At 63.9% G+C, this 24,576-nt stretch carries 22 protein-coding genes; 9 read left to right on the forward strand and 13 right to left on the reverse strand.

Features of this window, described 5'->3' with window-relative positions:
* Positions 1-67 precede the first annotated feature (67 nt).
* From AC1DLO_RS02550 to mnmA, 3 genes are all read right to left on the reverse strand, one after another.
* Positions 68-1,696 (reverse strand): ABC transporter substrate-binding protein, encoded by a 1,629-nt coding sequence (locus tag AC1DLO_RS02550; RefSeq protein WP_476888686.1) that lies wholly within the window; start codon positions 1,694-1,696, stop codon positions 68-70.
* A 202-nt stretch (positions 1,697-1,898) separates the two neighbouring features.
* The gene (locus AC1DLO_RS02555; protein WP_476914390.1) at positions 1,899-3,524 is read right to left on the reverse strand and encodes a gluzincin family metallopeptidase; all 1,626 of its coding nucleotides are present in this window, start codon (positions 3,522-3,524) and stop codon (positions 1,899-1,901) included.
* A gap of 135 nt (positions 3,525-3,659) precedes the next feature.
* A complete protein-coding gene (mnmA, locus tag AC1DLO_RS02560; protein ID WP_476888769.1) occupies positions 3,660-4,781 on the reverse strand; it encodes a tRNA 2-thiouridine(34) synthase MnmA in 1,122 nt (373 codons plus the stop codon).
* Positions 4,782-5,007: 226 nt separating this feature from the next.
* Between mnmA and AC1DLO_RS02565 the strand changes: the two genes are divergently transcribed.
* Entirely contained in the window at positions 5,008-6,249 is a 1,242-nt protein-coding gene (locus AC1DLO_RS02565; protein ID WP_476888688.1) for an NAD(P)/FAD-dependent oxidoreductase, read from the forward strand.
* On the opposite strand, the gene AC1DLO_RS02570 is transcribed toward AC1DLO_RS02565, so the two are convergent.
* The gene (locus tag AC1DLO_RS02570) at positions 6,225-7,493 is read right to left on the reverse strand and encodes a cysteine desulfurase family protein (RefSeq protein ID WP_476888689.1); all 1,269 of its coding nucleotides are present in this window, start codon (positions 7,491-7,493) and stop codon (positions 6,225-6,227) included. The genes AC1DLO_RS02565 and AC1DLO_RS02570 overlap by 25 nt on opposite strands.
* Positions 7,494-7,561: 68 nt before the next feature.
* Positions 7,562-8,227: a helix-turn-helix transcriptional regulator gene (locus AC1DLO_RS02575; RefSeq protein WP_476888690.1), complete on the reverse strand. Its 666-nt coding sequence runs from the start codon at positions 8,225-8,227 to the stop codon at positions 7,562-7,564.
* A 90-nt stretch (positions 8,228-8,317) separates the two neighbouring features.
* On the opposite strand from AC1DLO_RS02575, the gene AC1DLO_RS02580 reads away from it, so the two are divergent.
* Complete coding sequence (locus AC1DLO_RS02580; RefSeq protein ID WP_476888691.1) at positions 8,318-8,737, forward strand: hypothetical protein; 420 nt, start codon at positions 8,318-8,320, stop codon at positions 8,735-8,737.
* Positions 8,738-8,740: 3 nt separating this feature from the next.
* On the opposite strand, the gene AC1DLO_RS02585 is transcribed toward AC1DLO_RS02580, so the two are convergent.
* Positions 8,741-9,592 carry a hypothetical protein gene (locus AC1DLO_RS02585; RefSeq protein ID WP_476888692.1) on the reverse strand — a complete coding sequence of 284 codons (852 nt, stop codon included), beginning with the start codon at positions 9,590-9,592 and terminating at the stop codon, positions 8,741-8,743.
* The gene (locus AC1DLO_RS02590) at positions 9,589-10,551 is read right to left on the reverse strand and encodes a diacylglycerol/lipid kinase family protein (protein WP_476888693.1); all 963 of its coding nucleotides are present in this window, start codon (positions 10,549-10,551) and stop codon (positions 9,589-9,591) included. Before AC1DLO_RS02590 ends, AC1DLO_RS02585 begins: the two co-directional genes overlap by 4 nt.
* A gap of 151 nt (positions 10,552-10,702) precedes the next feature.
* Between AC1DLO_RS02590 and AC1DLO_RS02595 the strand changes: the two genes are divergently transcribed.
* The 5 genes from AC1DLO_RS02595 (at position 10,703) to AC1DLO_RS02615 (ending at position 14,739) form a co-directional block, all read left to right on the forward strand.
* Entirely contained in the window at positions 10,703-11,662 is a 960-nt protein-coding gene (locus AC1DLO_RS02595; RefSeq protein WP_476888694.1) for a J domain-containing protein, read from the forward strand.
* A 43-nt stretch (positions 11,663-11,705) separates the two neighbouring features.
* Positions 11,706-12,173, forward strand: a complete 468-nt coding sequence (locus tag AC1DLO_RS02600; protein WP_184736927.1) for a tRNA (cytidine(34)-2'-O)-methyltransferase — start codon at positions 11,706-11,708, stop codon at positions 12,171-12,173.
* 233 nt (positions 12,174-12,406) lie between these two features.
* Entirely contained in the window at positions 12,407-13,003 is a 597-nt protein-coding gene (gene sigK, locus AC1DLO_RS02605) for an ECF RNA polymerase sigma factor SigK (RefSeq protein WP_476888770.1), read from the forward strand.
* 1 nt (position 13,004) lies between these two features.
* Positions 13,005-13,886 carry an anti-sigma factor gene (locus tag AC1DLO_RS02610; RefSeq protein WP_476888695.1) on the forward strand — a complete coding sequence of 294 codons (882 nt, stop codon included), beginning with the start codon at positions 13,005-13,007 and terminating at the stop codon, positions 13,884-13,886.
* A gap of 91 nt (positions 13,887-13,977) precedes the next feature.
* On the forward strand, positions 13,978-14,739 hold the full coding sequence (locus AC1DLO_RS02615) for a MerR family transcriptional regulator (protein WP_476888696.1): 762 nt from the start codon (positions 13,978-13,980) through the stop codon (positions 14,737-14,739).
* A 93-nt stretch (positions 14,740-14,832) separates the two neighbouring features.
* Here AC1DLO_RS02615 and AC1DLO_RS02620 read toward each other — a convergent pair whose 3' ends face one another.
* The 6 genes from AC1DLO_RS02620 to AC1DLO_RS02645 form a co-directional block, all read right to left on the reverse strand.
* Positions 14,833-16,206, reverse strand: a complete 1,374-nt coding sequence (locus tag AC1DLO_RS02620) for a GntT/GntP/DsdX family permease (protein WP_476888697.1) — start codon at positions 16,204-16,206, stop codon at positions 14,833-14,835.
* Positions 16,203-16,748, reverse strand: a complete 546-nt coding sequence (locus tag AC1DLO_RS02625) for a gluconokinase (protein ID WP_184736923.1) — start codon at positions 16,746-16,748, stop codon at positions 16,203-16,205. Before AC1DLO_RS02625 ends, AC1DLO_RS02620 begins: the two co-directional genes overlap by 4 nt.
* 73 nt (positions 16,749-16,821) lie before the next feature.
* Positions 16,822-17,601 (reverse strand): PIG-L deacetylase family protein, encoded by a 780-nt coding sequence (locus AC1DLO_RS02630; protein WP_184736922.1) that lies wholly within the window; start codon positions 17,599-17,601, stop codon positions 16,822-16,824.
* Between the two features lie 5 nt (positions 17,602-17,606).
* Positions 17,607-18,560 (reverse strand): electron transfer flavoprotein subunit alpha/FixB family protein, encoded by a 954-nt coding sequence (locus AC1DLO_RS02635; RefSeq protein ID WP_476888698.1) that lies wholly within the window; start codon positions 18,558-18,560, stop codon positions 17,607-17,609.
* Between the two features lie 15 nt (positions 18,561-18,575).
* Positions 18,576-19,376 carry an electron transfer flavoprotein subunit beta/FixA family protein gene (locus tag AC1DLO_RS02640; RefSeq protein WP_476888699.1) on the reverse strand — a complete coding sequence of 267 codons (801 nt, stop codon included), beginning with the start codon at positions 19,374-19,376 and terminating at the stop codon, positions 18,576-18,578.
* A gap of 285 nt (positions 19,377-19,661) precedes the next feature.
* Positions 19,662-21,251, reverse strand: coding sequence for a S1C family serine protease (locus AC1DLO_RS02645; RefSeq protein ID WP_476888700.1), 1,590 nt, complete (start codon positions 21,249-21,251; stop codon positions 19,662-19,664).
* A 330-nt stretch (positions 21,252-21,581) separates the two neighbouring features.
* Here AC1DLO_RS02645 and AC1DLO_RS02650 point away from each other — a divergent pair, with 330 nt between their 5' ends.
* Both AC1DLO_RS02650 and AC1DLO_RS02655 read left to right on the forward strand, forming a co-directional pair.
* Entirely contained in the window at positions 21,582-23,642 is a 2,061-nt protein-coding gene (locus AC1DLO_RS02650; protein WP_476888701.1) for a TPM domain-containing protein, read from the forward strand.
* 100 nt (positions 23,643-23,742) lie between these two features.
* Positions 23,743-24,531 (forward strand): PspA/IM30 family protein, encoded by a 789-nt coding sequence (locus tag AC1DLO_RS02655; protein ID WP_184736912.1) that lies wholly within the window; start codon positions 23,743-23,745, stop codon positions 24,529-24,531.
* The last annotated feature ends 45 nt before the right edge of the window (positions 24,532-24,576 follow it).

Consider the following 24,576-nt stretch of genomic DNA (forward strand, 5'->3'; position numbering starts at 1 on the left):
ATGTGAGGCAATCAGCAGTAAGGGGAGGCAAAGCGCCTGTTGGCACCCGCCTCCCCCGACCGGCTGCTTACTTTGAAACGGTTCCCAATCGGAACTTGAAGGATGCGTCAAGCGTCTTGTCGACGCCGTTCACGCCCTTGGCCGAGATGGCAACTTGTGCACCCTGGAGCAGCGGCAGAGTGGAAATGTCCTTTGCCAATGCGTTCTGGGCGTCCTTGATGGCCGACTCGCGGGCCGTCTTGTCCGTGGTGGTCAGCTGCTTGTTGATCAGATCCGTCACGGCCGGGTTGTTGTAATGGTTCTTCAGGAAGCCACCGTTCGGGAAGAAGGGGCTCAGGTAGTTGTCGGCGTCGCTGAAGTCCGGGAACCAGCCGAACTGGAATAGCGGGTACTCATCGGCGCGGCTGGCCTTGCTGTAGGTCACCCATTCGGTGGACTGCAGGTTGACCTTGAAGAGGCCCGACTTCTCCAGCTGGTCCTTGATCATGGCGTACTCGTCGCCTGAGGACTTGCCGTAGTGGTCCGGGTTGTACTGGAGGTTCAGGGTGACAACATCCTTGACTCCGGCGTCCGAGAGAACCTTCTTGGCTTTGTCCAAGCTAGGCTTTCCGTTGTCGCCGTAGGCGTCCTTGAACGACTCGTTGGCGCCCAGGAAACCGCTGGGGACATTGGAGTACAGCGGCAGGTACGTGCCCTTGTAGACCTGGTCGGCGATTGACTGGCGGTCAACGAGATTGGCGATCGCCTGGCGGACTGCAAGTGCCTTGGCCGGGTCCGCTCCCGCTGCCTTGGCGCCAAACGGCATGGTGTCGAAGTTGAACGTGATGTAGCGGATTTCGCCGCCCGGTCCAACGTTTACCTTGACCTTGGAGTCCTTCTTGAGGTCGTCGACGTCGGTGGCGCTGAGGCTTCGGTTAGCGACATCGATGTTGCCCTGCTGGATGTCCAGCTTCATGTTGGTCGGCTCGGCGTAGTACTTGATGGTCGCCGCGTCATTGGCCGGCTTGCCCAGCACACCCTTGTAGTCCGGGTAGGCCTTGAGGCTGATGAGCTCGTTTTTCTTGTAGCTGTCGATCGTGTACTGGCCGTAGAACGCCTTGGCCTTGATGATGTCGTCATCGGAGAGCAGCTTGTCCGCGGGGAAGACTTCGTCATCGACAATCGGAGCGGCCGGGCTGCTGAGGATCTGCGCAAAGGTTTGGTCGTTCGCGAGCTTGAGCTTGAAGACCACCGTGTTGGCGTCGGGAGTGCTGACGCTGTCCAGGTTCGCGAGGAGCGACGCGGGGCCTGCGGGGTCGTTGATCTTGAGCTGGCGATCGAACGAGAACTTCACATCCTTGGAGTCCAGCGTGTGGCCGTTGGCCCATTTGAGTCCGGACTTCAGCTTGACCGTGAACTCGGTGGGGGACGTGAACGACGCCGATTCTGCCAGGTCCGGGACGGGCTCGGCGCTTCCCGGCTTCGAGTTAAGGAGGAAGGAATAGACCTGGTTCATCACCATGAAGGAACCGTTGTCGTAAGAACCAGCGGGATCGAGCGCGGTCACTTTATCGGTGGTGCCGTAGGCGATCGGGCCGCTGGCAGCTGAAGAAGCCGAACCGCCGCCGCCGGACGGGCCCGTGCAGGCCGTCAACGCGAATGCGGAGATGCCCGCGAACGCGATAACGCTGCGCAGGGCTTTTTTGTTCATTGCCATCAGTGAACTTTCTGTTCGATGGATACGGCGTACCGCCGTCGGTAATTTCCTCGGAGCACATACTCCTGATTCCACGATTCAATCAGAAGCATTAGCGGTGAAACGTTTGATTTTGTGAGTTGAGACACAAAATTTACTTTTCTTCGGTCGCGTCGACAGCAAAATCGATCACCATGCGCAGGAACGCCTGAGGCCACGAGCGCTATTCCCCCGTCCTGTGGAACTTGTTTTGGACACCGCTGGAAGCCTCCTGTTCGGCGGCGTGCTGTTCGTCCGAGACGAACAACGCGCCCTGCCTTTCACGGGACATGACCGGTTTCAGCGCCGCGTAGACGAGGCGGCCACCGGCGTCGAACCTCAAGACTCCGCCCCCGCGGATGTCCACATAGTCCCGCTTGGTCTTCAGGCCGAGACGCACCAAGGCCTCCTTTCGGCTCATCCGCACTGTCTGGATGAAGGACGCCCCGATCTCCGAGACGACGAAGCCATCCGGAGTGACCCGCTCGGAAGTCCGCACCCGGGTGGAACTGAGCGGAGTGCGGCGCTCCAAGCGGGCGGCATCGAGCAACCGGGGATTTTCCCAGACAAAGCGTTGAACCTCCTGGGGATCCGAGCCGAGTGCGGTGAGCCGGATGGGGTACCGCAGCCCCTGGTAGTTGTCCACCCCGGAAATATTGGACGGTGAAACGCGATGGATGCCGATCCCGGAGAATTCGGCTTGGATGGCTTCCCGGTAACCGTGCGGGTCCTCGGGAACCATGTCCAGGTCCGATGCCATCACCCCCCGCAACAGGTCATGCCAGGAGACATCAACGGGAGGCATGTAGGCCAGTCCCCTGATGAGCATGCGCAGGACCCTGGTGCCCACGATGGAACCGGACTCTGCTTTCTGCTGCAGGCTCTGCCCCTCCCCGAAGCGGCGGTTCCGTTCGACCCAGAGTCTATGGACCGCCCGCAACACGGCCCCGACGACGACGGCGCCACGCTTGTGCGGCTCCGGCAGCTCCTGCCAGTGGTCGGGGACGGCACCGACGAATGGCTCACGAAGGGGGCCACGCGCATAGAGATCCCGGGCAAAGTCGAAGATGGACCGCATCATGATGGCCTCGTCCACGTCCTGTCCGGCCTCGAATCCTCCGGCTGCGGCTTCGAGCTGGCGGTACACCACGTCCCGCGAAGAAAACACGGAAAGGATGGCAACAAGGTCCGCCAGCGCTTCGTGCAAGGCGATTTGTTCCGTGGTGGCCATCGCATCACCCCATGCCGGGCGGAATCCATCAAGGATCGCGTGCGTGACCTCGTGCGCCACGATGTCCCGGAACAACGCGGTAGGAACCTTGTAGCCCATGCGGTCGATGGAACCGAAACGGATGATGTTGGTATCCCGCTCGTAGCCGGTGTCCGTGGCCGTCACAAGGTCGCGCGCCTTCAGCACGAGCCGGCCCTCCGGATTCCACGGCATGCGCCGACCCAGCGTCGACTCGAACAAGTCAAGGGTTGCCGAAGCCACCCCGTAAACGTGCTGGGCCAAGAACCTCGAATCGTCAAGGAGCGCCCGCAAGTCAGCGGGCGGGTCCTCGGAGACGAGACGCCAAGGATCCCCCGGCGCCGTGAGGGTGATGGGAACCACGTTGGTGCCGCGCCATTTCCTGATGTGCACGGCAAGCCGGTGTCCCGTGGGGCCGCGTCGCAGGCGCTCCACGGGGATGCGCAACCGGGCGATCAGCGGACCGGCGCCTCCGGTGCCGATCGGGCCTTCAGCAAGAACCGCCACCTCGACCATTTGCCCGGCCTTGATGTCCCCCGGGGCCTTCTTTTGAAATGCCACAGCCATCGCCGTCCCGAATGCGGAACCCCAACCACCGCAGCGGAAACGCTGCTTAGCCAAGTATGGAGCGGGCCTTCACGGGAGGCAATGGCACCAGCCAGGCGCAAACAAGGCTAAGTGCGGCCGCGGACACGCTTAGAGCGCGGCGCGCTGGAGGGACCGGGCGGCGTCGATGGTTGCCTGGCCAAGGACACGGGTGCCTTGGTACAACACGATGGTCTGGCCGGGGGCCACCCCGCGCAGGGGATCGACAAGTGTTACCACGAGGCCTTCGCGCTCGACGCCGGCGTCGTCGACATTCCGCTCCACCGACGCCTTGGCGGGAACAGGATCGCCATGGGCGCGTACCTGGGCATAGCAGTCGAACTCGGCACCGGTAGCCACCTCGGCGATGGGTAGCCCAGCCCAGGACACCTTGATTCCACGGATCTCGTCGATGGCGAGCAGGGCTTCGGGCCCGACGACCACTTTGTTTTCCTTCGGCCGGATTTCGAGCACGAAGCGCGGCTTGCCGTCAGCGGCAGGGGTGCCCAGCTTGAGCCCGCGGCGCTGGCCGACAGTGAAGGCGTTGGCGCCCGGGTGCTCCCCTACCTTGGTTCCGGCCTCGTCCACGATGTCGCCCGTGGTCATGTCGATCTTTTCGGCAAGCCAACCCGCGGTGTCGCCATCGGGGATGAAGCAGATGTCGTGGCTGTCCGGCTTGTTCGCCACGGACAGGCCGCGGCGCTCGGCTTCCGCCCGGACCTCGGCCTTGGAAGGGGTCTCGGCCAGCGGGAACATGGAATGCTTGAGCTGTTCATGGGTCAGGACGCCGAGAACGTAGCTCTGGTCCTTGGCCCAATCGGCCGCGCGGTGGAGTTCGGGATTACCGTCCGCGTCTTGGATGACCTTGGCGTAGTGGCCCGTGCAGACCGCATCGAAGCCGAGCGCGATGGCCTTTTCCAGCAAGGCAGCGAACTTGATCCGCTCATTGCAGCGCATGCAGGGATTAGGGGTTCTGCCCGCCGCGTATTCGTCGATGAAGTCCTGGACGACGTCCTCCTTGAAGCGCTCCGAGAAGTCCCAGACGTAGTACGGGATCCCCAGCACATCACAAGCGCGCCAAGCGTCACGGGAGTCTTCGATGGTGCAGCAGCCGCGGCTGCCGGTGCGCAGCGTTCCGGGCATGCGTGACAGCGCCAAATGGACGCCGACGACGTCGTGCCCCGCCTCGACGGCGCGGGCGGCGGCAACGGCGGAGTCGACTCCGCCGCTCATTGCTGCAAGAACTCGCATGCTGGCTTTCTGTTGACGTTGGGGGTAAGAATTGCGGCTGAAGAGACTATGCGCGCCCGACTATTCTAGCGCCCGCCGGAATAGGCCCCAAAAATGCCTTGACCGACCTCGCGGGCAATTCTAAAATCAAAACTATCAGTTTTAGATTACGGACTGCGCGAACAGTCCGCGCCCACGTGAACCCCACGCTCTCGCGAATCGAGTCACCATGGACACTGAACACATCGTCATTGCCGGCGGCGGGTTGGCCGGAGCCACTGCCGCCAAAAACCTCCGCTCGGAAGGATTCGAAGGCAGGATCACGGTGGTTTGCGCCGAAAATGAGCCGCCATATCTGCGCCCTCCCCTTTCCAAGGAGTTTCTCCTGGGCAAGGCCGCCGAGGACACCGTCCCGGTGCTGGCGGCGGGCTGGTACGAAGAGAACGACGTCGGACTCCTCCTCGGCGAGGCAGTCGGGGCTGCCGATCCTGCCGCCCATACGGTACAGCTGGGATCTGGAACCGAGCTTCAGTTCAGCAAGCTCCTGATTGCCACGGGGGCGCAGCCGCGCCGGATTCCGCTCCCCGGGTCCGATCTAGCGGGTGTCATGACGTTCCGGACATTCAATGATTCGCGCAGGCTCAAGGAGGAACTGTCGGCCGGAGGCCGAAACGTGGTGATGATCGGCTCGGGTTGGATCGGGATGGAGCTTGCCGCGGCCGCCAGCAGCTACGGCAACGCCGTGACCCTGCTGGGACTGGAAGACGTGCCGCTCAGCATGGCCATCGGCCCCGAACTGGGCGGCTTCTTCCGCAGCCTGCACGAAAAACACGGCGTGCAATTCCGGCTCCCCGCGAGCGCAGCGAAAATCACCGGCACCGGGGGCAAAGCGGGCGCCGTAGTTACCAACTCCGGCGAGGTCCTTCCCGCCGATCTCGTGGTGGTGGCCGTAGGCGTGGTTCCGGACACCGCGTTGGCAGAAGCCATTGGACTGGATATCCGGAACGGAATCATGGTCGATTCTTCCCTCCGGACCAGCAGCCCGGACGTGTTTGCCGCAGGAGACGTTGCCAACGCCCTCCACCCCTTCACAGGGGAGCACCACCGAAGCGAGCACTGGTCCAATGCCCTCAACGGCGGCAAGGTCGCCGCCAAAGCGATGCTGGGACAGGACGCGATGCTGGATTCGATCCCGTACTTCTATACGGACCAGTTCGACGTCTCGATGGAGTACTGGGGATATCCCACGCTCGCGGCAGGATCGGTGCCCGTCATCCGCGGCTCGTTGGAAAAGAAGAACTTCATCGCCTTCTGGGTACGGGAGGGTGCCGCGGTGGCGGCCATGAGCGTCAACCAGCAACGGGTCCAGAAGCCCGTCAAGGCGCTCATTTCGGGGCGCATTCCAGTAGACGTGGACCGCCTGACTGATCCTGCCGTTCCGCTGGATCAGTTGCTGCCGGAAGCCGCATAGCCTGCGGAACCGCTGGCAGAGTCACCGACGGAGCCGCGGGCGACGGTGGCCGCGGTCTGGATACTGGACTCATGTCCGGCCATTCCGGCCAGCTTCGCCCGGGCATACGCATCAGGCAGAGCCTTGAGCAGCGCGTCGACGTCGGCGTCGTTCGAGGAATGCCCCAGGCTGAATCGCTGTGCCCCGCGGGCGGTGTCCTCATCCAGTCCCATGGCAAGCAAGACGTGCGAGGGCCTGGGGACTCCCGCAGTACAGGCGGATCCCGTGGATGACTCGATGCCCGCAAGGTCCAGGAGGAACAGCAAAGAATCGCCCTCGCAGCCCGGGAACGTGAAATGGGCGTTGCCCGGAAGCCGGGCGTCTCCAGACGCTCCGCGCAACACGGCCTCGGGAATAGCAGCCCGGACGCCGTCAATGATCCGATCCCGCAAGGCACTGATTCGCTCGCGCTCCGCGGGCAGGTTCTCCGCAACCGACTCCGCCGCCGCGGCGAACGCCGCGATCGACGCCGTGTCCAGCGTTCCCGAGCGGACGTCACGTTCCTGTCCTCCCCCGTGCTGGACGGGTGTGACCTTCGTGGACCGCCCGAGGAAGAGGGCGCCCACGCCCACCGGCCCGCCGATTTTGTGGCTCGACACGGACATCGCGGCAAGCCCTGATTCGCGGAAGCCAAGGGGAATCGACCCGAAAGCCTGGACGGCGTCCGAGTGCACGGGGATGCCGTGGGGGGCGGCGATTTCAACGATCTCCTTGACGGGTTGGATGGTGCCAACCTCGTTGTTTGCCCACATGACGGTGACCAAGGCCACCGATCCCGGATCGCGCTCGATCTCCGCCCGGACGGCGTCGAGCCGCACCACGCCTTGGGAATCGACGGGGAGCCAGACTGCTTCCGCTCCTTCGTGACGTTCTAGCCACTCGACAGTGTCCTGCACAGCATGGTGTTCGACGGCGGAGCAAAGGATCCGCTTGCGGCGGCCGTCTTCGTCGTGGCGGGTCCAGTACAAGCCCTTCACGGCGAGGTTGTCAGCCTCGGTGCCTCCGGAAGTGAAGATAAGTTCGGAGGGATGCGCCCCGGCCGCGGCCGCGATGGCTTCGCGCGCTTCTTCTACCACGCGGCGGGCACGTCGCCCCGAAGCGTGCAGGGACGATGGATTGCCGGTCCGCGCCAGCTCGCGCGTCATTGCACTCAGCGCGACAGCGGCAAGGGGCGTGGTGGCAGCATGGTCCAGATAAACAGGCACTACCCAAGTCTATCGACGGACCGGGATTCAGGCGTCTGCGGGGCCGGACGCCTGCTCGATCCGCTTCCTCAACCCGCCGGGCGGATCCTGGCGCAGCAATGGCCTTCGCGGTTGTCATCGGCGATCCGGTCCTCCGCGATTCCACACGCGGCGGCCGCTCCGCTGAGGAAGGCGCCGTTCATGGCACAAACGACGTTTGTGTGACCTTCGGCCAGACGGTGGAACGGGCAATTGACCAAGGAGTACCCGCCGTCCTCGTCAGCCTCCGGACGGTAACCGTAGCTCGCGAGAACGTCCAGGAATTGCGGCTCCGCGCTTCCGGCCTCGCGGCCACGCGCATAAGCGGTTTCCAGGAGTGCTTCACGGGGGGAACCTCCCTCCGCCATCAGGTTTTGGATGGCCGAGGCCATCACTTCTCCCGCGAGGTCATAGTGGCGCTCCGGGACCGAGGCGCCAACCTCTTCAATGACTGGCGCGTAGAGCTTTGCGGGGCGCCCGGAACCGGGACCAACTTTGCCACCGAGCTTGCGGAATTCAACGTTCAGGAGCCCGTCCCGGACCAACCGGTCCAGGTGGAAGGAGGCGGTGCTGCGGGGAAGTCCCAGGGCCATCGCGGCGTCGTCGCGACTCACCGCGTGGGTGGCGCCGCAGACGTGTTCGTACAAGCGGCGGCGATTGCCGTCGTCGAGGGATGCGAGGGCGGAAAGTCGACGCAGCCAGGGAAGTCCGGTCATGCATCCAGCTTAACTCTAAAAACAACACTCATTGCTTAATCCCTCCGAACTTTCTAAAATCAAACTATCCACTTTTAGAATGAAGGCATCATGAAGACTGCACCATCCTCGGCTCAAGTGAAAACCGGGTCGCTCACCGCCCTCGATCCCCAGCGGCAGGCATTCCTGCTCCTCCGGACCGTGTTCACGGTGGCGCCGATCATTTTCGGCCTGGACAAGTTCAGCAACCTGCTCACTCACTGGACGATCTACCTGGCTCCCATAGCTACCTCGGTGGTACCGATCCCCGCCCAGACGTTCATTTACATCGTGGGCGTCGTGGAGATTGTGGCCGGCATTGCCGTGGCGGTGCGCCCGCGCTTCGGCTCGCTCCTCGTGGCCGTGTGGCTCCTGGGAATCATCGTGAACCTGCTGGTGCTCGGCAACTTCTTCGACGTCGCCCTCCGAGACTTCGGGCTCCTGGTGGGCGCACTCGCGCTCAACCGCCTGGCCGTGGCCTCGCATCGCTGATGATCAGTTCGACGGCGGCACGAGCGGCAGATGCGCGGCGACGTCGGCCTTTGCGGTACTGAGGGCCTCCGCGGAGGGGCAACTGAACGAAATATAGACCGACGATCCGGCCGTTCCGAACAAACGGGCAAGGATACTGGTGGCCTTGCCTCCGGTTCCCGGTTGCGGGTTGAAGGCCATGACTTCAACGTTCGACGCCGGCTTATCGTTTTCGCTGCCCCAGCCGAGGCTCTCGGTCCGCAGATAGCTGGGCAGGATGGCGGGATCCAGGTAGGTGAACAACGCTTCCGTTGAGGCTTTGTCATCTCCCGGGACCGCCAAGGGGCCCTGATCCACACTGACGCGTGTGGACACGACGCAACCGTCTTTGCGGTCAAAGCGGCTTTCGCCTTGGGCGTTGTCCCTGACAATGTGCCAGCCTGGAACATCCCGAAGACCGTCCGAAATCCCCACCGGCACGCCCGCCGCCAACGTACCGCCCGCCTGCAGCGGCATGTCTTTTGCAGCCACTGCCTTGGCATCGTGTCCGGGGGTAATGGTGGGCGTGGCCAGGAGGGGTTTACTCGATTCCGGCTGCCGGGCGGCCGGGTCTGGAACGTTGACGCTGCAGGAACACAAAAGTGCGGCAAGTAGCACCGCCCCGGCGGGCAAAGCCCAACCTGGCAATGCCCACCCCGGAGCCTCCACGCCAAGCCAGCCCCGGGCTGCCGTCCGTACGAAGTTTTTCAAACCGTAGCCCCCGTCGGTTCCTGTGTCGGTCGCGGCCAATCCGAGTCTAGCGGCCCGGGTTTCGCGGCCTGCGGTTCGCGGCCTGCGGTTCGCGGTCCGGGTTTCGCGGCTCGCCTCTTCGGTCACGCCAACACCCGCAGGGCCCCCGGAACCACGTCGATGTCCAAGGGAAGGAAACCGATCCGCTCTCCGTCGGCGTAGGCCACCACGTTGTCGGCGGTCAGCCGCACCGAGCGGACCCTGCGGATTTCCACAGCCGGATGCGTGGTGTGCCGTCCGGAGAAGACCTTCGGGAAGACCGCAAGGAAGGCTAGCCGGGACAAAGGCTTGACGATGAACAGATCCAGCAACCCGTCGTCGGGCGCGGCATCCGGGACGATGCGCATTCCGCCGCCAATCGACTGGCCGTTGGCTACCGAAATCAGCACGGCCCCCACCCGCGAGCTCGCGCCGTCGGCTGTCACGGTGTAGGTGATGGCACGGAACGAACCCAACTCCCGGAGCATCGCCAGCGTGTAGCGAAACGCGCCGCGCGGCCACCGCCAGGAGTTGGCCCGTTCGTTGACGGCGGCGTCGAATCCCGCGGACACAGCGCCGGCAAACCACGTGGTCCGTCCGACCGCGGTGATGCGGCCCGCGTCGAGCACCCGGCCACCGCCGTCGAGCGCGGAGATCACGCGGGCGCACGACGCCGCAACATCCTGCAAAGGCAGCCCGAGCATTCGGGCTACGTCGTTTCCGGTGCCCACGGGAACGATCCCGAGCGGCAGCCCGGTCCCGGCAAGCGAGTTGACGCCCAAATGGACCATGCCGTCGCCGCCCACCACCACCAAGGCTTCGGTGCCCGCCTGAAGAGCTTCGTCCACCGCTTCCCCCAGTGCGTCCATGCTGTTGCGCCGAAGTACGACGACGTCGAGGCCGGCGGCGCGGAGACAGCGGGCGGCTTCGTCCCCGGCAAGGACGTGCCGGCCAAATGCGGCGGCCGGGTTGACAGCCAGGACAACCCTTCGGCGCGGCGACCCGTTCAGCCCATCGGAGCCGGCGTTTGGTAGGTCGAGGGGATTGCGGCTGGCCGGGGAGTTCACAGCATGAATCATGCCACCGGAACGGGCGGGACCCGGGGAACTAAAGCCCAGGCCGCCGTCGTTCTCATGGTGGGCTGGCTAGACTTGCCAAGATCGCCGCTCCCGCACCGGGGCGGCAGGAATCTTCAGAATCCCAGAGAAAGGCCCGTGGTTGGCTCAGGGCAGCAGTTCCCACTATCAGATCCTTCGGGTCCCCGTCACCGCGACGGACAAGGAGATCAAAGTGGCCTACCGAAAGGCCGCGAGGAACGCCCACCCGGACCATGGCGGGGATCCTGAGGTCTTTCGACAGGTCACGCTTGCGTACGAGACCCTGATTGATCCCAAACGACGCGCGGAGTACGACCGCCGTTATGCCAGTGGTACCTCCGGAAGGGTAGGCCCGCATGCAGGCCAGGGGCCGAACTACGGTTGGGCCGGAGCGCCTGGAGCGGAAACCCGCACCACTACCGGGGTCCACCGGCCGAATGCCCCGCGCAACACAGCAGGCGACGCGCCCGTCTATGTCCCCTCCTTCGATGATCCCCACGAGGTGCCCCTGCTTTCCAAGGGCGAGGCCGCCCTGCAGATCCACGGGATGCCCCGGAAGCGTGGAATCTTCGGCGCCGAAGCCCGCATTCAGCGCGAAATGCGGACAGTCCAGCTCATCAGCCGCCAAATCCTGCCTGTCATTCCCGCAGCCCGGCTTATCAATGGGCTCCTCTCCCCTTCGGACAACAACCATATCGATCACGCCCTGCTTTCCGGTTACCGTCTGGCGTTGATCGGTTCCATGCTGCTGCCCAAGGGCGCGTATGCCTGGGACGGGATAGCGCTCAAGCACGGCGGGCGTTCAGTGCCACCGCCGCAGCTCGAGCTGATCGTCCGCCACATGCAGGAGATCTTCCCGGAGCTGAATGTGACGGGCTGGGTGGTAGTCCACAGCCCTGACGGCAACCCGCACGAGCCCGTCATCGACCACTACAGGCGGACAGACGGAGACTTTGGGTCGGTGCAGATCGTCAACGCTTCCGGACTGGCCCGCGGCCTGAAACAATTCCTGAGCTCCGGCCCTGTGCCCAACACAGTGGTTGTCCCGGTGCTCGCACGGCTGTTGCGGGGCATGCACTGAGCTCTCGGCCCAAGCCGGCACTTCCGCTGGCTAGGATTGGTACGTGTTCCGCATCCTCTTCCATACTCCTGAAATCCCGGGCAACACGGGAAACGCCATCCGGCTCGCCGCCATCACCGGCGCGGAGCTCCACCTGGTGGAGCCGCTGGGCTTCGACTTCTCCGACGCGAAGCTACGCCGGGCGGGGCTCGACTACCACGACCTCGCGGTTGTCACTGTGCACAAGGACATCGAGGCAGCTTGGGCGGCTTTGCAGCCCGAGCGCGTCTTCGCTTTCACGTCCGACGGCGAATCCTCCTATACGGACATCGCTTACCAGGAAGGTGATGTGCTGCTCTTCGGTCCGGAATCCGTCGGCCTTCCAGACTGGCTGAAGCAGGACCCGCATGTCACCGCCCGCGTCCGGCTCCCGATGCTGCCGTCGCTCCGCTCTTTGAACCTGGCCAACGCCGCCTCCATCGCTGTGTATGAAGCTTGGCGTCAACACGGCTTTGCCGGGGCGCGGCTCTAGTAGCTTGCTTTAGCAGCTCGAACAATCCGCAGGGTCGCGGCTGCGCCTCCCATCCAAGCCACCCGCTGCACCGAATACTCAGTGCAGGCATAAACATCCTGCGCATACATTTGGCCTTTGAAGCAAAGTGCCTGGATTGCGGCTGACTGTGGAAGGGGGCGCACGTGACTACTCTCAAAACTCGCAGTGCCTCTGGTGCTGCCGGGGTCATCAGCAAACTATGCTGGACGGTGATGGATACACCGAATGCGAGCGGCCCGGAGGCCCCCGGCCTCATCGCCGGTTCCAATGCGCAGCTCGCGGAATTGCTGGGGCTAATGGCCGACGGCGACCGGGCAGCCTTCAGCGAGTTCTACCGGCTGACGGCGCGGAGGGTATTCGGCATGGCCAAGCGCGTACTGGTGGACCCAGGCCTGAGCGAAGACACCACGCAGGAAGTGTTCATCCAGGTCTGGCAGAATGCGGCCACATTCGATCCCGACGCGGGCAGTCCCCTCGCATGGCTCATGACCATCACGCACAGGCGTGCGATCGACCGCGTCCGTTCGGCCCAGTCGGCCACGGACCGCGAAGCGAAGTACGGTGCCGCGAGCCAGCACCTTGACCACGATTCCGTGGAAGAGGAAGCCAGCAGCAGGCTTGAGGCCGAGGCCGTTACCCGGTGCCTTGGTACTCTCACGGAAACGCAATTGGAATCCGTGCGGCTCGCGTACTACGGCGGGCTCACCTACAAGGAAGTTGCCGAGCAACTCGGCGCCGCGATTCCCACCATCAAATCCCGCATCCGCGATGGACTCCTCCGACTCAAGACTTGCCTGGCGGTGAGCTGATATGACCGACCACGACGACAACAAGCAGAAAATCGCTAAGGACGGTTACCTCCGCAGGATGTTCGCCACCGACATAGCCAGCGATCTTGCCGAAGGAAGGGTCTTGGAGCTTGCCGAGATCTATGCCCTTGACGCGCTGAGCGATGCCGAGCGCGCAGAAATCGATCACTTCATCGCCACCGCGCCCGAACGCTCGGCGTTCCTTGACCGGGTCAGGCAGACGCGGGAGACGCTCGCCACCGCCTTCACGGACGAGGCCGAACCCCGGGCCGGGCTGTTGCAGGACATTCTGCTGCAACTCCCGGACCAAGCACGTGTGGCACCCGCCTCTTCCTCGATTGCAGAAGCTTCAGTTAGCGCACCAACGCACGCAGCGACAGAACCGTCTCCGGGCCTCGTGGACCTCGCAACGGCCCGGGACCGACGGGATCGGCGACGCTTCGGCGGCGTCCGTGGTTGGGTGGCGGCCGCCGCGGCGGCCGCGGTGATTGCCCTTGGCGGGGTGGGCGTGGGCGTCTACGTGGCCGGTCAGAACGATCCCGTGAACCAGGTCCTTCAGGCCAGCGATGTCCGGCAAGCCACCGTCAATGTCAATGGTGGCGGCACTGCCACTGTGTCTATTTCCAGCTCGAAGAATGCGGTAGTGGTCCGCATGAACGGAGTTCCTGCTCCCCCCGCGGGCAAGGTCTATCAGATGTGGCTTATTCCGAAAGACGGCTCCGACCCCGTGTCCCAGGGACTCATGGATGCTGAAGCCCTGAGTCATCCGGCAGTGGTCTCGGGCATTTCCAGTGCGACGGCCATTGGTATCACCGTGGAACCCGCGGGCGGCTCCAAGAAACCGACACTCCCCACCGTTGCAGCAGCCCCTCTCACGTCATAGCCGGGGCCGCGCAATGACAGAGGTGTACGGCGACCAGTTCAACAGCAACAGGACTTGACCTTGACGTAGCGTCAACTTCTACGCTGGATGCATGAAGCAGGAAAAAGCCGGTGCCTGGACCATTTCCGAAGTGGCGAAAGCCAGCAAGGTCTCCTCACGGACTTTGCGGCACTACGACCAACTCGGACTGTTGGAGCCCGCGCATACCGGGCACAACGGCTACCGCTACTACGGTCAGCCTGAGCTGTTGCGCCTGCAGCGCATCCTCCTGCTTCGTGAACTTGGCCTTGGGCTCGAGACCATCGGCGAAGTTCTGGATGGCCAGGCCGATCCTGCGGAGGCACTTGCAGTGCACAGGAACTGGCTGCTGGCCGAGCGCGACCGCCTGGACCGGATGTCACGGACGGTCGACGCCACTATCGCAGCACTACGTCAAGGAGAAACCATGACCGCGGAGAATATCTTCAAGGATTTTGACAACAACCCCTACGAAGCGGAGGCGCGCGAGCGCTGGGGCGATCGGGCTGTCGACGAGAGCAACGCCCGTCACTCGGCCATGACACCGGCCCAAAAGCAGGCCTTCATGGAAGAGTATGCGGCCCTGAACCGGGATCTCGCCCGTTGCTTCGACGCCGCCCTTCCAGCGGACCACCCCGACGTCCAAGCCGCCGTGGACCGGCACTACAAGTGGATTTGCGCGAGTTGGACACCGAACCCCGAATCGTATGTGGGCTTAGGCCAGATGTATGTGGACGATCCCCGGTTCACCGCGAACTACGACAAGGTCCGTGTCGGGTTGGCGCCCTACCTGCTGGAAGGTATCAAGGTCTACGCAGCGGAAAAACTCAGTTAGGGAATTCCTTTCTGAAAAGAGCGACGGCGGCCCGTCTCCCCTGTGTCAACTGGGGAGGCAGGCCGCCGTCGTACTGGCTGCTTGGCAGTCCGGCTAAATGATCAGCGAGAGCACCATGATGAAGGCGAAGCCGACCAGCGAAATCAGCGTCTCCATCACGGACCATGTCTTGAACGTCTGCCCGACCGTCAGGCCGAAAAGCTCCTTCACCAGCCAGAAGCCAGCGTCGTTGACGTGGGACAGGAAGAGCGAACCGGCGCCGATCGCCAAGGCGAGGAGCGCGGCGTGCGTCGGACTCAGGCTGCTGGCCAGCGGAGCCACAATGCCGGCTGCCGTCACAGTAGCAACTGTTGCCGAGCCCGTCGCCAGGCGCAGCGCAACCGCCACGATGAAGCCAAGGACCAGGACAGACATGTTGGCGCCCTCTGCCCATTTCTTCACGGCGTCGCCCACGCCGGCACCGATCAGGGTCTGCTTGAAGCCACCACCTGCGCCGACGATCAGCAGGATGGCGGCGATCGGACCGAGGCTGGCGCTCAACTTGGACGTGATCTTGCTGCCGGTGAAGCCCACGGCGTAGCCGAACGTCACCATCGCGGCGAGCACGGCCAGGGTCATGGCCACGAGCGGCTGGCCAATGAAGTCCAGAACGGCGCGGATCATGGGCGCATGTGCGGCATCGGGCCAGACGATGTCCGCCACGGCCTTCAGGAGCATGAGTACCACCGGGAAGATGATAGTCAGCAGCGTGACGATGAAGCTGGGCTGGCGCTTGACTTCACTGAGGTCGACGGCGTGTGTAGTGTCGACGCCGCCGGCTACGGCGGGTGCGTCAACGGGAACCCAGCGTGCGGCCAAGTTGGAGAACAGCGGACCGCAAATGATCACCGTCGGGATGGCGACCAGGAGTCCCAGTGCCAACGTGGTTCCCAGTTCGGCCTTCACCGCGCTGATGGCGATGAGGGGTCCCGGGTGCGGCGGCACGAGGCCGTGCAGCACGGACAGGCCGGCGAGCGCAGGGATGGCGATGCGCATGAGCTTCATCTTGGAGCGCTGGGTGACCAGGACGATCACCGGCAGGAGGAGGACAAGGCCGATCTCGAAGAACATCGGCAAGCCGATGATGACCGCCACCAAGGTCATCATCCAGACGACCCTATTGCCCTTGGCCTTCTCCAGCAGCGTGTCCACTACCCTGTTGGCACCGCCGGAGTCCGCCAGGAGCTTGCCCAGCATGGCGCCGAGGGCGATCAGAATGCCGACTTCCTTGAGGACACCGCCCACGCCGTCTTCGAAGTTGCTGATGACTTTGTCGAGCCCCACACCCGAGGCAAGGCCGACGAACGCCGAGCCGAGCACGAGGGAAAGGAAGGGGTGGACCTTGAATTTCGCGATCAGCAGGACAATCAGCGCAATGCCGATGGCCGCGACTACGAGGAGCTGGGTATCGTGCCCGGTCCAGTTCACGCTGCGCCACCTACCGAGTTTGCTTGCTGTGCCTCGAGGCCCAGCCGTTCGATGATTTCGTCCGCCTCTTCAGATGGAGAAGCGGATACGCACAGCGAGATGTGGTTCTCATCCTCCGTGGGCTCTTCCAATGCATCGAACTGGGATTCCAGTAGCGAGGGAGGCATGAAGTGTCCGTGGCGCGAGGCCAGGCGGTCGGAAATCTTGTCCTTGCTTCCCTGGAGGAAGACGAACACCACACCCTCGCCGCGCAGGACGTCACGGTAGCGCTTCTTCAAGGCCGAGCACGTGATGATGCCCGGCTTTCCAGCCGCCGTGCGCTCCTTGATCCAATGGGCAATGATGTCCAGCCACGGCCAACGGTCCTCATCGCTGAGTGCGTGCCCTGCCTGCATCTTTGCCACGTTCGCTTCGGGGTGCAGGTCGTCGCCTTCGGCGAGGTCCCAACCCAGCCGGCCGGCCAATACGCCTGCCACTGTCGATTTGCCGGAACCGGAGACGCCCATGATCACCAGTACCGGTTGCTGTGCAGTCTTCGCCATCAAAGTCTGCCTTCCTCAATTAAATATGATTTAAACGAGAACAGCATATGACACAGGTTACATTTCGGCAATTTCAGAATCCGGCGATCGTTCCTGAACCGTTGACTTCCACCACGTGGAACGCCTCGGCACCGTGCCCGGCAGGCAGGCCGGCGCGCGAGGCATTCCGCTGCAGCATGCCCCGGACAGCGCGTTCCATGCCCTCAAGATCGGGATGCTGGCTCGCATGGATCCGGATCGCGGCGAGCTTGGCGTCAATGTGCCCTGTGACGTCCACGAAATAGTTCTCACGGGCTTCGGGACCGGCGAAGAGCCACAGCCATGGCAGTTTGAAGGCCTCGAGACCGGCTTCCGCCAGTTCAGGGTAGGCGAAGGGGTTCTCAAGCGCGGGGTACACGGCGCGGGTCACGATCTCCCCGACGGCAAGGTGATCCGGGTGGCTTTTCTGAATCCGGTCCCAGTTGCGTTCCGGGTGCATGGCCAGGACCACGTCGGGACGGATTTCGCGGATCAGCTTCACTACTTGCCTGATGACTTCATGCGTCGGTTCCAGGTAGCCATCACGCTCATGGAGGTAGTGCAGGTCCGTCACGCCGACGAGGGCCGCGGCTTGTCTTTGCTCCTCTGCGCGCATGGCAATGATCTCTTCGCGGTGGGCAGGATCGAAGCCTCCGGCATCGCCGTCGGTCATGATGCAGTAACTGACCTCGACCCCGGCGGCGGTCCAGGCCGCGATGGTGCCGGCTGCGCCGAAGTCAATATCGTCCGGGTGGGCAGTAAAACAAAGCACCCGCTCAACAGACTCCGTGGAGGCGTTGAACGGGCTCTTTGCCGACGTAGCGTCAGGTGACAAAGGGATCAGCCTTTCCGCTTCTTGATCTCTTCGGTGGCCTGCGGAACAACCTTGAAGAGGTCACCGATGATGCCGAAATCGGCAATTTCGAAGATCGGCGATTCTGCGTCCTTGTTAATCGCGACGATGACCTTGGAGGTCTGCATGCCGGCCTTCTGTTGGATGGCCCCGGAGATGCCCGCCGAGATGTAGAGCTGCGGGGAAACGGTCTTGCCCGTCTGACCCACCTGGTAGTCATGGCCGATCCACCCTGCATCCGTGGCGGCACGGGATGCGCCGACCGCCGCGCCCAGGGCATCGGCCAGTTCTTCCAAGGGGCCAAAGTCGCCGTCGACGCCGCGTCCGCCGGCAACGACGATCCGGGCTTCAGTCAGCTCGGGACGGCCGCTGGCCGGCTTTTCGGCGCGCCCGGTAATCCGTGCGGCGGCAGCCGTGGCATCCGCCGGGACGTCAATGGTCACGGTTTCAGGCGTGCTTGCCGCAGCCGCGGCCTCGACGTCAACGCTGTTCGGCTTGACCGTGAGCACGGCGACGGCGGTGCGCGCCTTCGCCGTGGTGGTGTAGGAGCCAGCCAGGACCGACTTGTGGGCCGTGCCATCGGCGTCGACCCCCACAACATCGGTGATGACGCCGGCGTTGAGCTTCACGCCAAGGCGGGCTGCGATTTCCTTGCCATCCGCCGTGTTCTCCAGCAGGACAGTTTCGGCCCCGGAGGCAGCAACCGCGGCGGCAAGGTATGCGGCTTTCGGCGCAACCAAATAGTCGTCCAGGTCCGTCGCGGATGGCCGGTAGAGAAGTGAGGCTCCGTGCGCCCCCAAGGCGGCGGCAACGTCGTCGTGCAGTTCGCCGTTGAAGGCGACTGCCGCTTCCCCGAGGGAACGGGCGATCGTCAGGAGTTCGAGGCTGCTCTTCTTGAGCGCCGCTCCCGGGTTGTCAATGAATACAAGTGCTTTTGCCATGTGTCTGGAATCCTCTTAGAGCAGCTTCTGGGCGGCCAGGAACTCAACCAGCTTGATGCCGGCGTCGCCTTCGTCAGTGATGATGGTGCCCGCTGTGCGTGGTGGACGCGCCTCTGCGGTCTCGACGGCGGTCAGCGAACCAGCGGCGCCTACCTGGGCCGCATCGACGCCGATGTCGGCCAGGGTGAGCGCCGCGATCTTCTTCTTCTTGGCGGCAAGGATGCCCTTGAAATTGGGGTACCGGGGCTCGTTGATCTGGTCCGTCACGGACACCAAAGCCGGCAAGGTTGCCTCGACCGTGTCCGAGTGGGCATCGCCATCGCGACGGGCAACGACGCGTTCGCCATTGACTTCCAAGGAAGAAGCAAAGGTGACCTGCGGCAGCCCGAGCCGCTCGGCGAGCTGGGCGGGAACCAAGGACGTTTCGCCGTCGGTCGAGGCCATACCCGTCAGGACAAGGTCCACCGGTGCGTCTGTCCCGAGATACCGGATTGCCGCGGCGAGGGCCAGCGAGGTAGCGGCGGCATCGGAACCGGCCAAAGCGTCATCGCTCAAATGCGCGCCCGACGAGGCTCCGATCTGCAAGGACTTCTTGACGGCGTTTACGGCGCCGGCGGGACCCATGCTCAAGGCGATGACCTCGTTGCCCGCCTTCGCACCTCCGCGGGCCTCGCTGAGCTGCAGCGCGGCTTCAAGCGCATACTCGTCCAGTTCGGAGAGGATGCTCTCGTCACGGGCCGTCGTGTTGCCTGGGCCTGTGAGGTGTCGGTCGAACTGCGCGTCCGGGACGTGCTTGACCAGAACAACAATCTTCAATGTGTCTCCCACTGTGTTCGAGGCAGCCTTCCATACTCGGGGATGGCCAGCAGCTGGCGGCATGGCCAAGAGTGCCCAGCGTAAGGGCTCGTCCTAGCTAAGCATATTGCGGGACAAGTCGGGCAACGCCGGGTGCCCGCGTTAACTCCTGTTTCACGGGCCACTCCCCGCGATGGCGCGGTACAGCGCCCGACGACGGCGGGCGGCACCCCAGTGGTGCCGCCCGCCGTCGTCGACCGCTGGGTCCTTGTCCGATTGGAATCTACGGTTACGGCGCTGCTTCTGTTAAGGGGCAGCGTCCAGGGTCACATCGAGTTCCTGGGACTGGCCGCCGCGTTGGATGGTCACCTTGACCGTTGAGCCTGCCGGCTGTTCACGGACGGCCGCAGTGAGCTGTTCAGGGTCAGTGATATCCATGCCGGCGAACTTGGTCACGACGTCGCCCACCTTGAGCCCGGCCTTCGCAGCCGCGGACCCCTGGGTCACACTTGCCACTTCCGCGCCCACCGAGAACCCGTCGGCGCTTCCCGTGGCCGACTTGGGCTGCACGCTGACACCGAACTGCCCGTGGGTGGCCTTGCCCGACTTGATGATTTCATTAGCAATACGTTTCGCGTTATCGATGGGGATACTGAAGCCTACGCCGATGTTGCCGCTGGACGAAGACGAGGAATTGCTGCCGCCAGCGGAGGCGATCGCCACATTGACGCCGATGACCTCGCCCTTGGTGCTGACAAGCGCCCCACCGGAGTTGCCCGGGTTGATGGCCGCGTCGGTCTGGATCACGTTGAGCGACACCGTGCCTTGGCTAGCGCTGCGCTGGCTCTGGCTGCCGTTGGGAGGAGCGAACTCGAACCCACCTTGGCCGCCACCTTGAGAGTTGTCCGAGCCACCGTTGGGAACAGCGGAGGACGCCACGCTGATGGTGCGGTTGAGGGTGGACACGATGCCATCCGTGACGGTGCCCGGCAGGCCAAGCGGGGCACCGATGGCGACGGCGGTGTCCCCCACGTTGATCTTGCTCGAGTCACCGAGCGTAGCCGGCACCAGCCCCGAAGCGTTGTCCACCTTGATGACGGCGAGGTCCGACAGCGGGTCAGTACCGACGACGGTGGCCTTCATGACACGTCCATCGCTCAATCGCACTTCAATCGCGGCGTTGGCGCTGGCACCGTCGAGGGTCACCACATGGGTGTTGGTCAAGATGTGTCCCTGATCATCGAGGATGATGCCCGAACCCGTGCCGCCCTGGCTGCCGCTGGACGCCATGATGGTCACGACGCTGGGCGAAGCCTTGGCTGCTGCTGCCGTGATGGCGTTGACGTCGTCCTTGTTGTTGACGATCACCGTTCCCGTCTGGCTGCTGCTCGCCGCGACCGGGGTCCGGCTGCCGAACAACTGATCGCTGGCAGCCACCACGCCGCCGCCCACCAGCCCTGCCGCGAGGATGCTGGCCACCAAGGTCCCGACGCCGAAGACGGGCTTGCGTTTGGGACCAGCCGCCGGGCCGCCCGGGTGGGCCGCCCCCATCGGATGGCCCGGGCCGGCTGCAGGGAACTGCTGGGTGGGATAGTGCTGAGCGGGATTCGGCCCACCGTAGAAAGGCTGGTGCTGCGGATAGTGGTGCCCTTGGCCTGCGGGGTAGTCCGGGCGCTGGGGTTCCGCATGCTGCGGCGCCGCGCTGTGCTGGGGGGCGCCGTACTGTGGCGGGTTGCTCTGGGCCGTGAAATCCTGACCCGGCTGATATGCCGGCAGCGGGGCCGTAGGCTGGGAATTGATTTGCTTGTCCCCCTCCGCCTTGCCGTTGCTCTCAGGACCATGGTTCTCGGGGCCATTGTTCTCAGGCGCGGCGCCCTGTGCTGGGTTCTCCGTCATGGGACTTCCTTTCTTCCTCGTCCCCTTAACTATCGTCGCTCTTGCTGGATCAAGAGTCGACGTTCGCTGGGAGCTTGCTGAACGCGGGCATCAGAACTGTCCCCGCCCACGAATAGCCCGGCTAGCCCCCTCAACGCTGGAGAAGGGCAGATCTCTCCCCGTTTCGCTGGCGGCATATTTACCGCTGTGGACGCTCCAAAAGGTGCACCATAGTATCAAGTGGAATTGCCACAGCGACCTGCGGCTTGACAACCATGCGTGGGGGCGCTGATGCATTCTGTTTCGATTGATCCGGCCCGGACCAGTCGCAGACGTGCTGAAGGGTTGCACATGCGGTCAATGTTGAAACGTGTACTCGCCGTCATCGGCCTGGCTGGAATGCTGGCCCTTCCGGCCGCTGCAGCTTGGGCAGCCGACCCGGTGACTATCCCGTCCGGCCAGAACATCGTGGACAACGCGAATGTTCTGGGCAACCGCAAGGGCGAGGTCCAGGACGCCATCCAGAAGCTCCTGAAAGACCACAAATACAACTTGTACGTGGTCACTGTGAATTCGTTTGAAAACCCCTCATCGCCCGAAGCCTGGGCCACGGCCGTGGCCACCAAGAAGGGCATGGGCCGGTCGGACGTCATTCTGGCCATCTCCGCGGCCGGTCAGTACTATTTCGCACCTAACTCTGCCAGTGCGATCTACCCCAAGAGGTCAACCATTTCGTCCAATGCCATCGCGGCCAACCTGGGCGCGGGCAAGCGGGACTTCGCCCAGGCAGCCATCGACACGGCGGCCGCCGTCGGCGACGCCGCCAGCGGAGGCAGCGGCACGGTTCCGAGCGGCAACTCGGGCGCAGTCGTTTTGATCGGCGCGGGCGTGGTTGCGGCCGGTGGTGTCGGCACATACCTGTACTTCCGTAACCGCCGCAAGAAGAGCCAGGCATCCAGCGCCAGCTACGGCCCGCAGGGAGAACAGCTCGATCCCCTGGCCTCCCTGAGTATCGCGGACTTGCGGCGCAAAGCCGGCTCCCTGCTCATCGAAGCGGATGACACCATCAAGTCCAGCGAGCAGGAGCTCGGCTTCGCCCAGGCGCAATACGGCGATGCCGCCGTCGGGAACTTCACCAAGGCTCTGCTGGAAGCCAAGAACCACATGACCGAATCCTTCAAACTGCAGCAACAGCTCGATGACCACATCCCGGACACCGAAGAGCAGCAGCGCAGTTGGCTCGGCGAAATCATCCGACGCTCGGAGGCCGCCCTTCAGTCGCTGCGCGAACAGAAGGCCGATTTCGATTCCCTGCGGGAGCTTGAGAAGAACGCGCCGCAGGCTTTGGCCACTGTTGCCGCCGGCGCCAACGAAGCCGAGGCAAAGATCAGCAGCGCGGAGCAATCGCTCAACGGCCTGCGCGCGAAGTACGCAGACAGCGCACTTGGCCACGTGAGTGACAACATCACCCAGGCCAAGGACCGGCTTGCCTTCGTTCAAAACGCAACAACGACGGCGCAGGAAAAACTCGCCGCGGGTGAGAGCAGCCTTGCCGCAGTGGCAGTCCGCGCCGCGGAAGAGGGCCTGCACCAGACCAACGTGTTGATAGACGCGATCTCCAAGGTAGCGGGCAGCCTCGACGAAGCCCGCAACTCGCTGGAGGGCGCCGTCGTGGAGACCAGCCAGGACCTCGCACAGGCCAAGGCGATGATCCAGTCCGGCGAACACCCGGAGCTGGCTGGTCCGGTGGCCGGAGTCGAAGCCGCACTGGCGCAAGTCAAGATTGAAATCCAGGGCGGGAAGATCGACCCCATTGCCACTTTGGACCGCGTGGAGAAAGCCCACCAGGCCTTGGACCAGTCCCTCTCGGGAATCCGTGACCAGCAGGAACAGGCAAGGCGTGCACAGGCCGCGCTCCAGCAGACCATCATGGCTGCCCAGTCGCAGATCAGCGCCACCTCGGACTACATCGCGGCCCGACGCGGCGGTGTGGGCACGGAGGCGCGTACCCGCTTGGCCGAAGCCCAACGGAATCTCGACTACGCCCTGTCCATTTCCCGCAATGACCCGGTCACCGCACTGACGTACGCCCAGCAGGCCCAGGCGCTCGCGGCACAAGCCGGGCAACTGGCACAGTCCGACGTCGATCAGTTCGGCGGCTTCGCCAACCAAGGCTACGGCCGTGGCGGCATGTTCGGTGGTGGAGGCAACGGTGGCGGCCTCGGCGGAGCGATCCTCGGAGGCATCCTCATCAACTCCATCCTGCACGGCGGAGGCGGCGGCTGGGGCGGAGGAAACAACGACGGCGGAGGCGGAGGCTTCTTCGGCGGCGACGGCGGTGGGGGCGGGGGCTTCTTCGGCGGCGACGGCGGCGGCGGCGACTTCGGCGGCGGCGACTCCGGCAGCTTCTAGTACCCAAAGACTAGGCGGGGGCCGGTCCCCCGCGTAGAGCGATACAAAAACTGATCACTGGATTCAGTGGGCACCACTGAGCAGGACGAAAGGCAACACCATGGTTAAGCAGTCCATTTTCGGGCGGATCGCACAGCTCGCCAAGGCGAATATCAATGCCTTGCTCGACCAGGCTGAGGACCCGCAGAAGATGCTGGACCAGATGGTCCGCGACTACTCGAACAACATCGCCGAGGCCGAGTCCGCCGTAGCCCAGACCATCGGCAATCTCCGCATGCTCCAGGCCGACTACAACGAGGACGTCAAGAACGCCCAGGACTGGGGCAACAAAGCCCTTGCCGCCTCCCGCAAGGCGGACGAGTACCGGGCCACCGGAAACGCCGCCGACGCCGTGAAGTTCGACAACCTTGCCAAGGTGGCCATCCAGCGCCAGATGTCGGCCGAGAACGAGGCGAAGTCCGCCGAGCCCAATATCGCTTCCCAGTCGGAGGTTGTGGACAAGCTCAAGAGCGGGCTGGACCAGATGAAGGGCAAGCTTAACGAACTCACCAGCAAGCGCAATGAACTGGTTGCCCGCTCCAAGACGGTTGCAGCGCAGACGCAGGTGCACGATGCCCTCAAGAGCATCGACATCATGGATCCCACCAGCGAAGTTGGCCGCTTCGAGGAGAAGATCCGCCGCGAAGAGGCCAAGGTACTCGGCCAGCAGGAGCTTGCCGCTTCCAGCCTGGACGCACAGTTCAACCAGCTTGAGGACCTGGGTGAGCAGACGGAAATCGAGGCTCGCCTGGCGGCCTTGAAGTCCGGCAGTTCGAAGGCCGCGATCGGCGCAGGCGCTACCGCTTCGGAGGATGACACTGTGGACGAAGCCGACTTCGACAAGCTCTGATCCCACCAAAAGAATGGCCGGACCTCTCCCGTGAACTGCCCACCG

The sequence above is a fragment of the Arthrobacter sp. 01T419 genome (assembly GCF_056398865.1).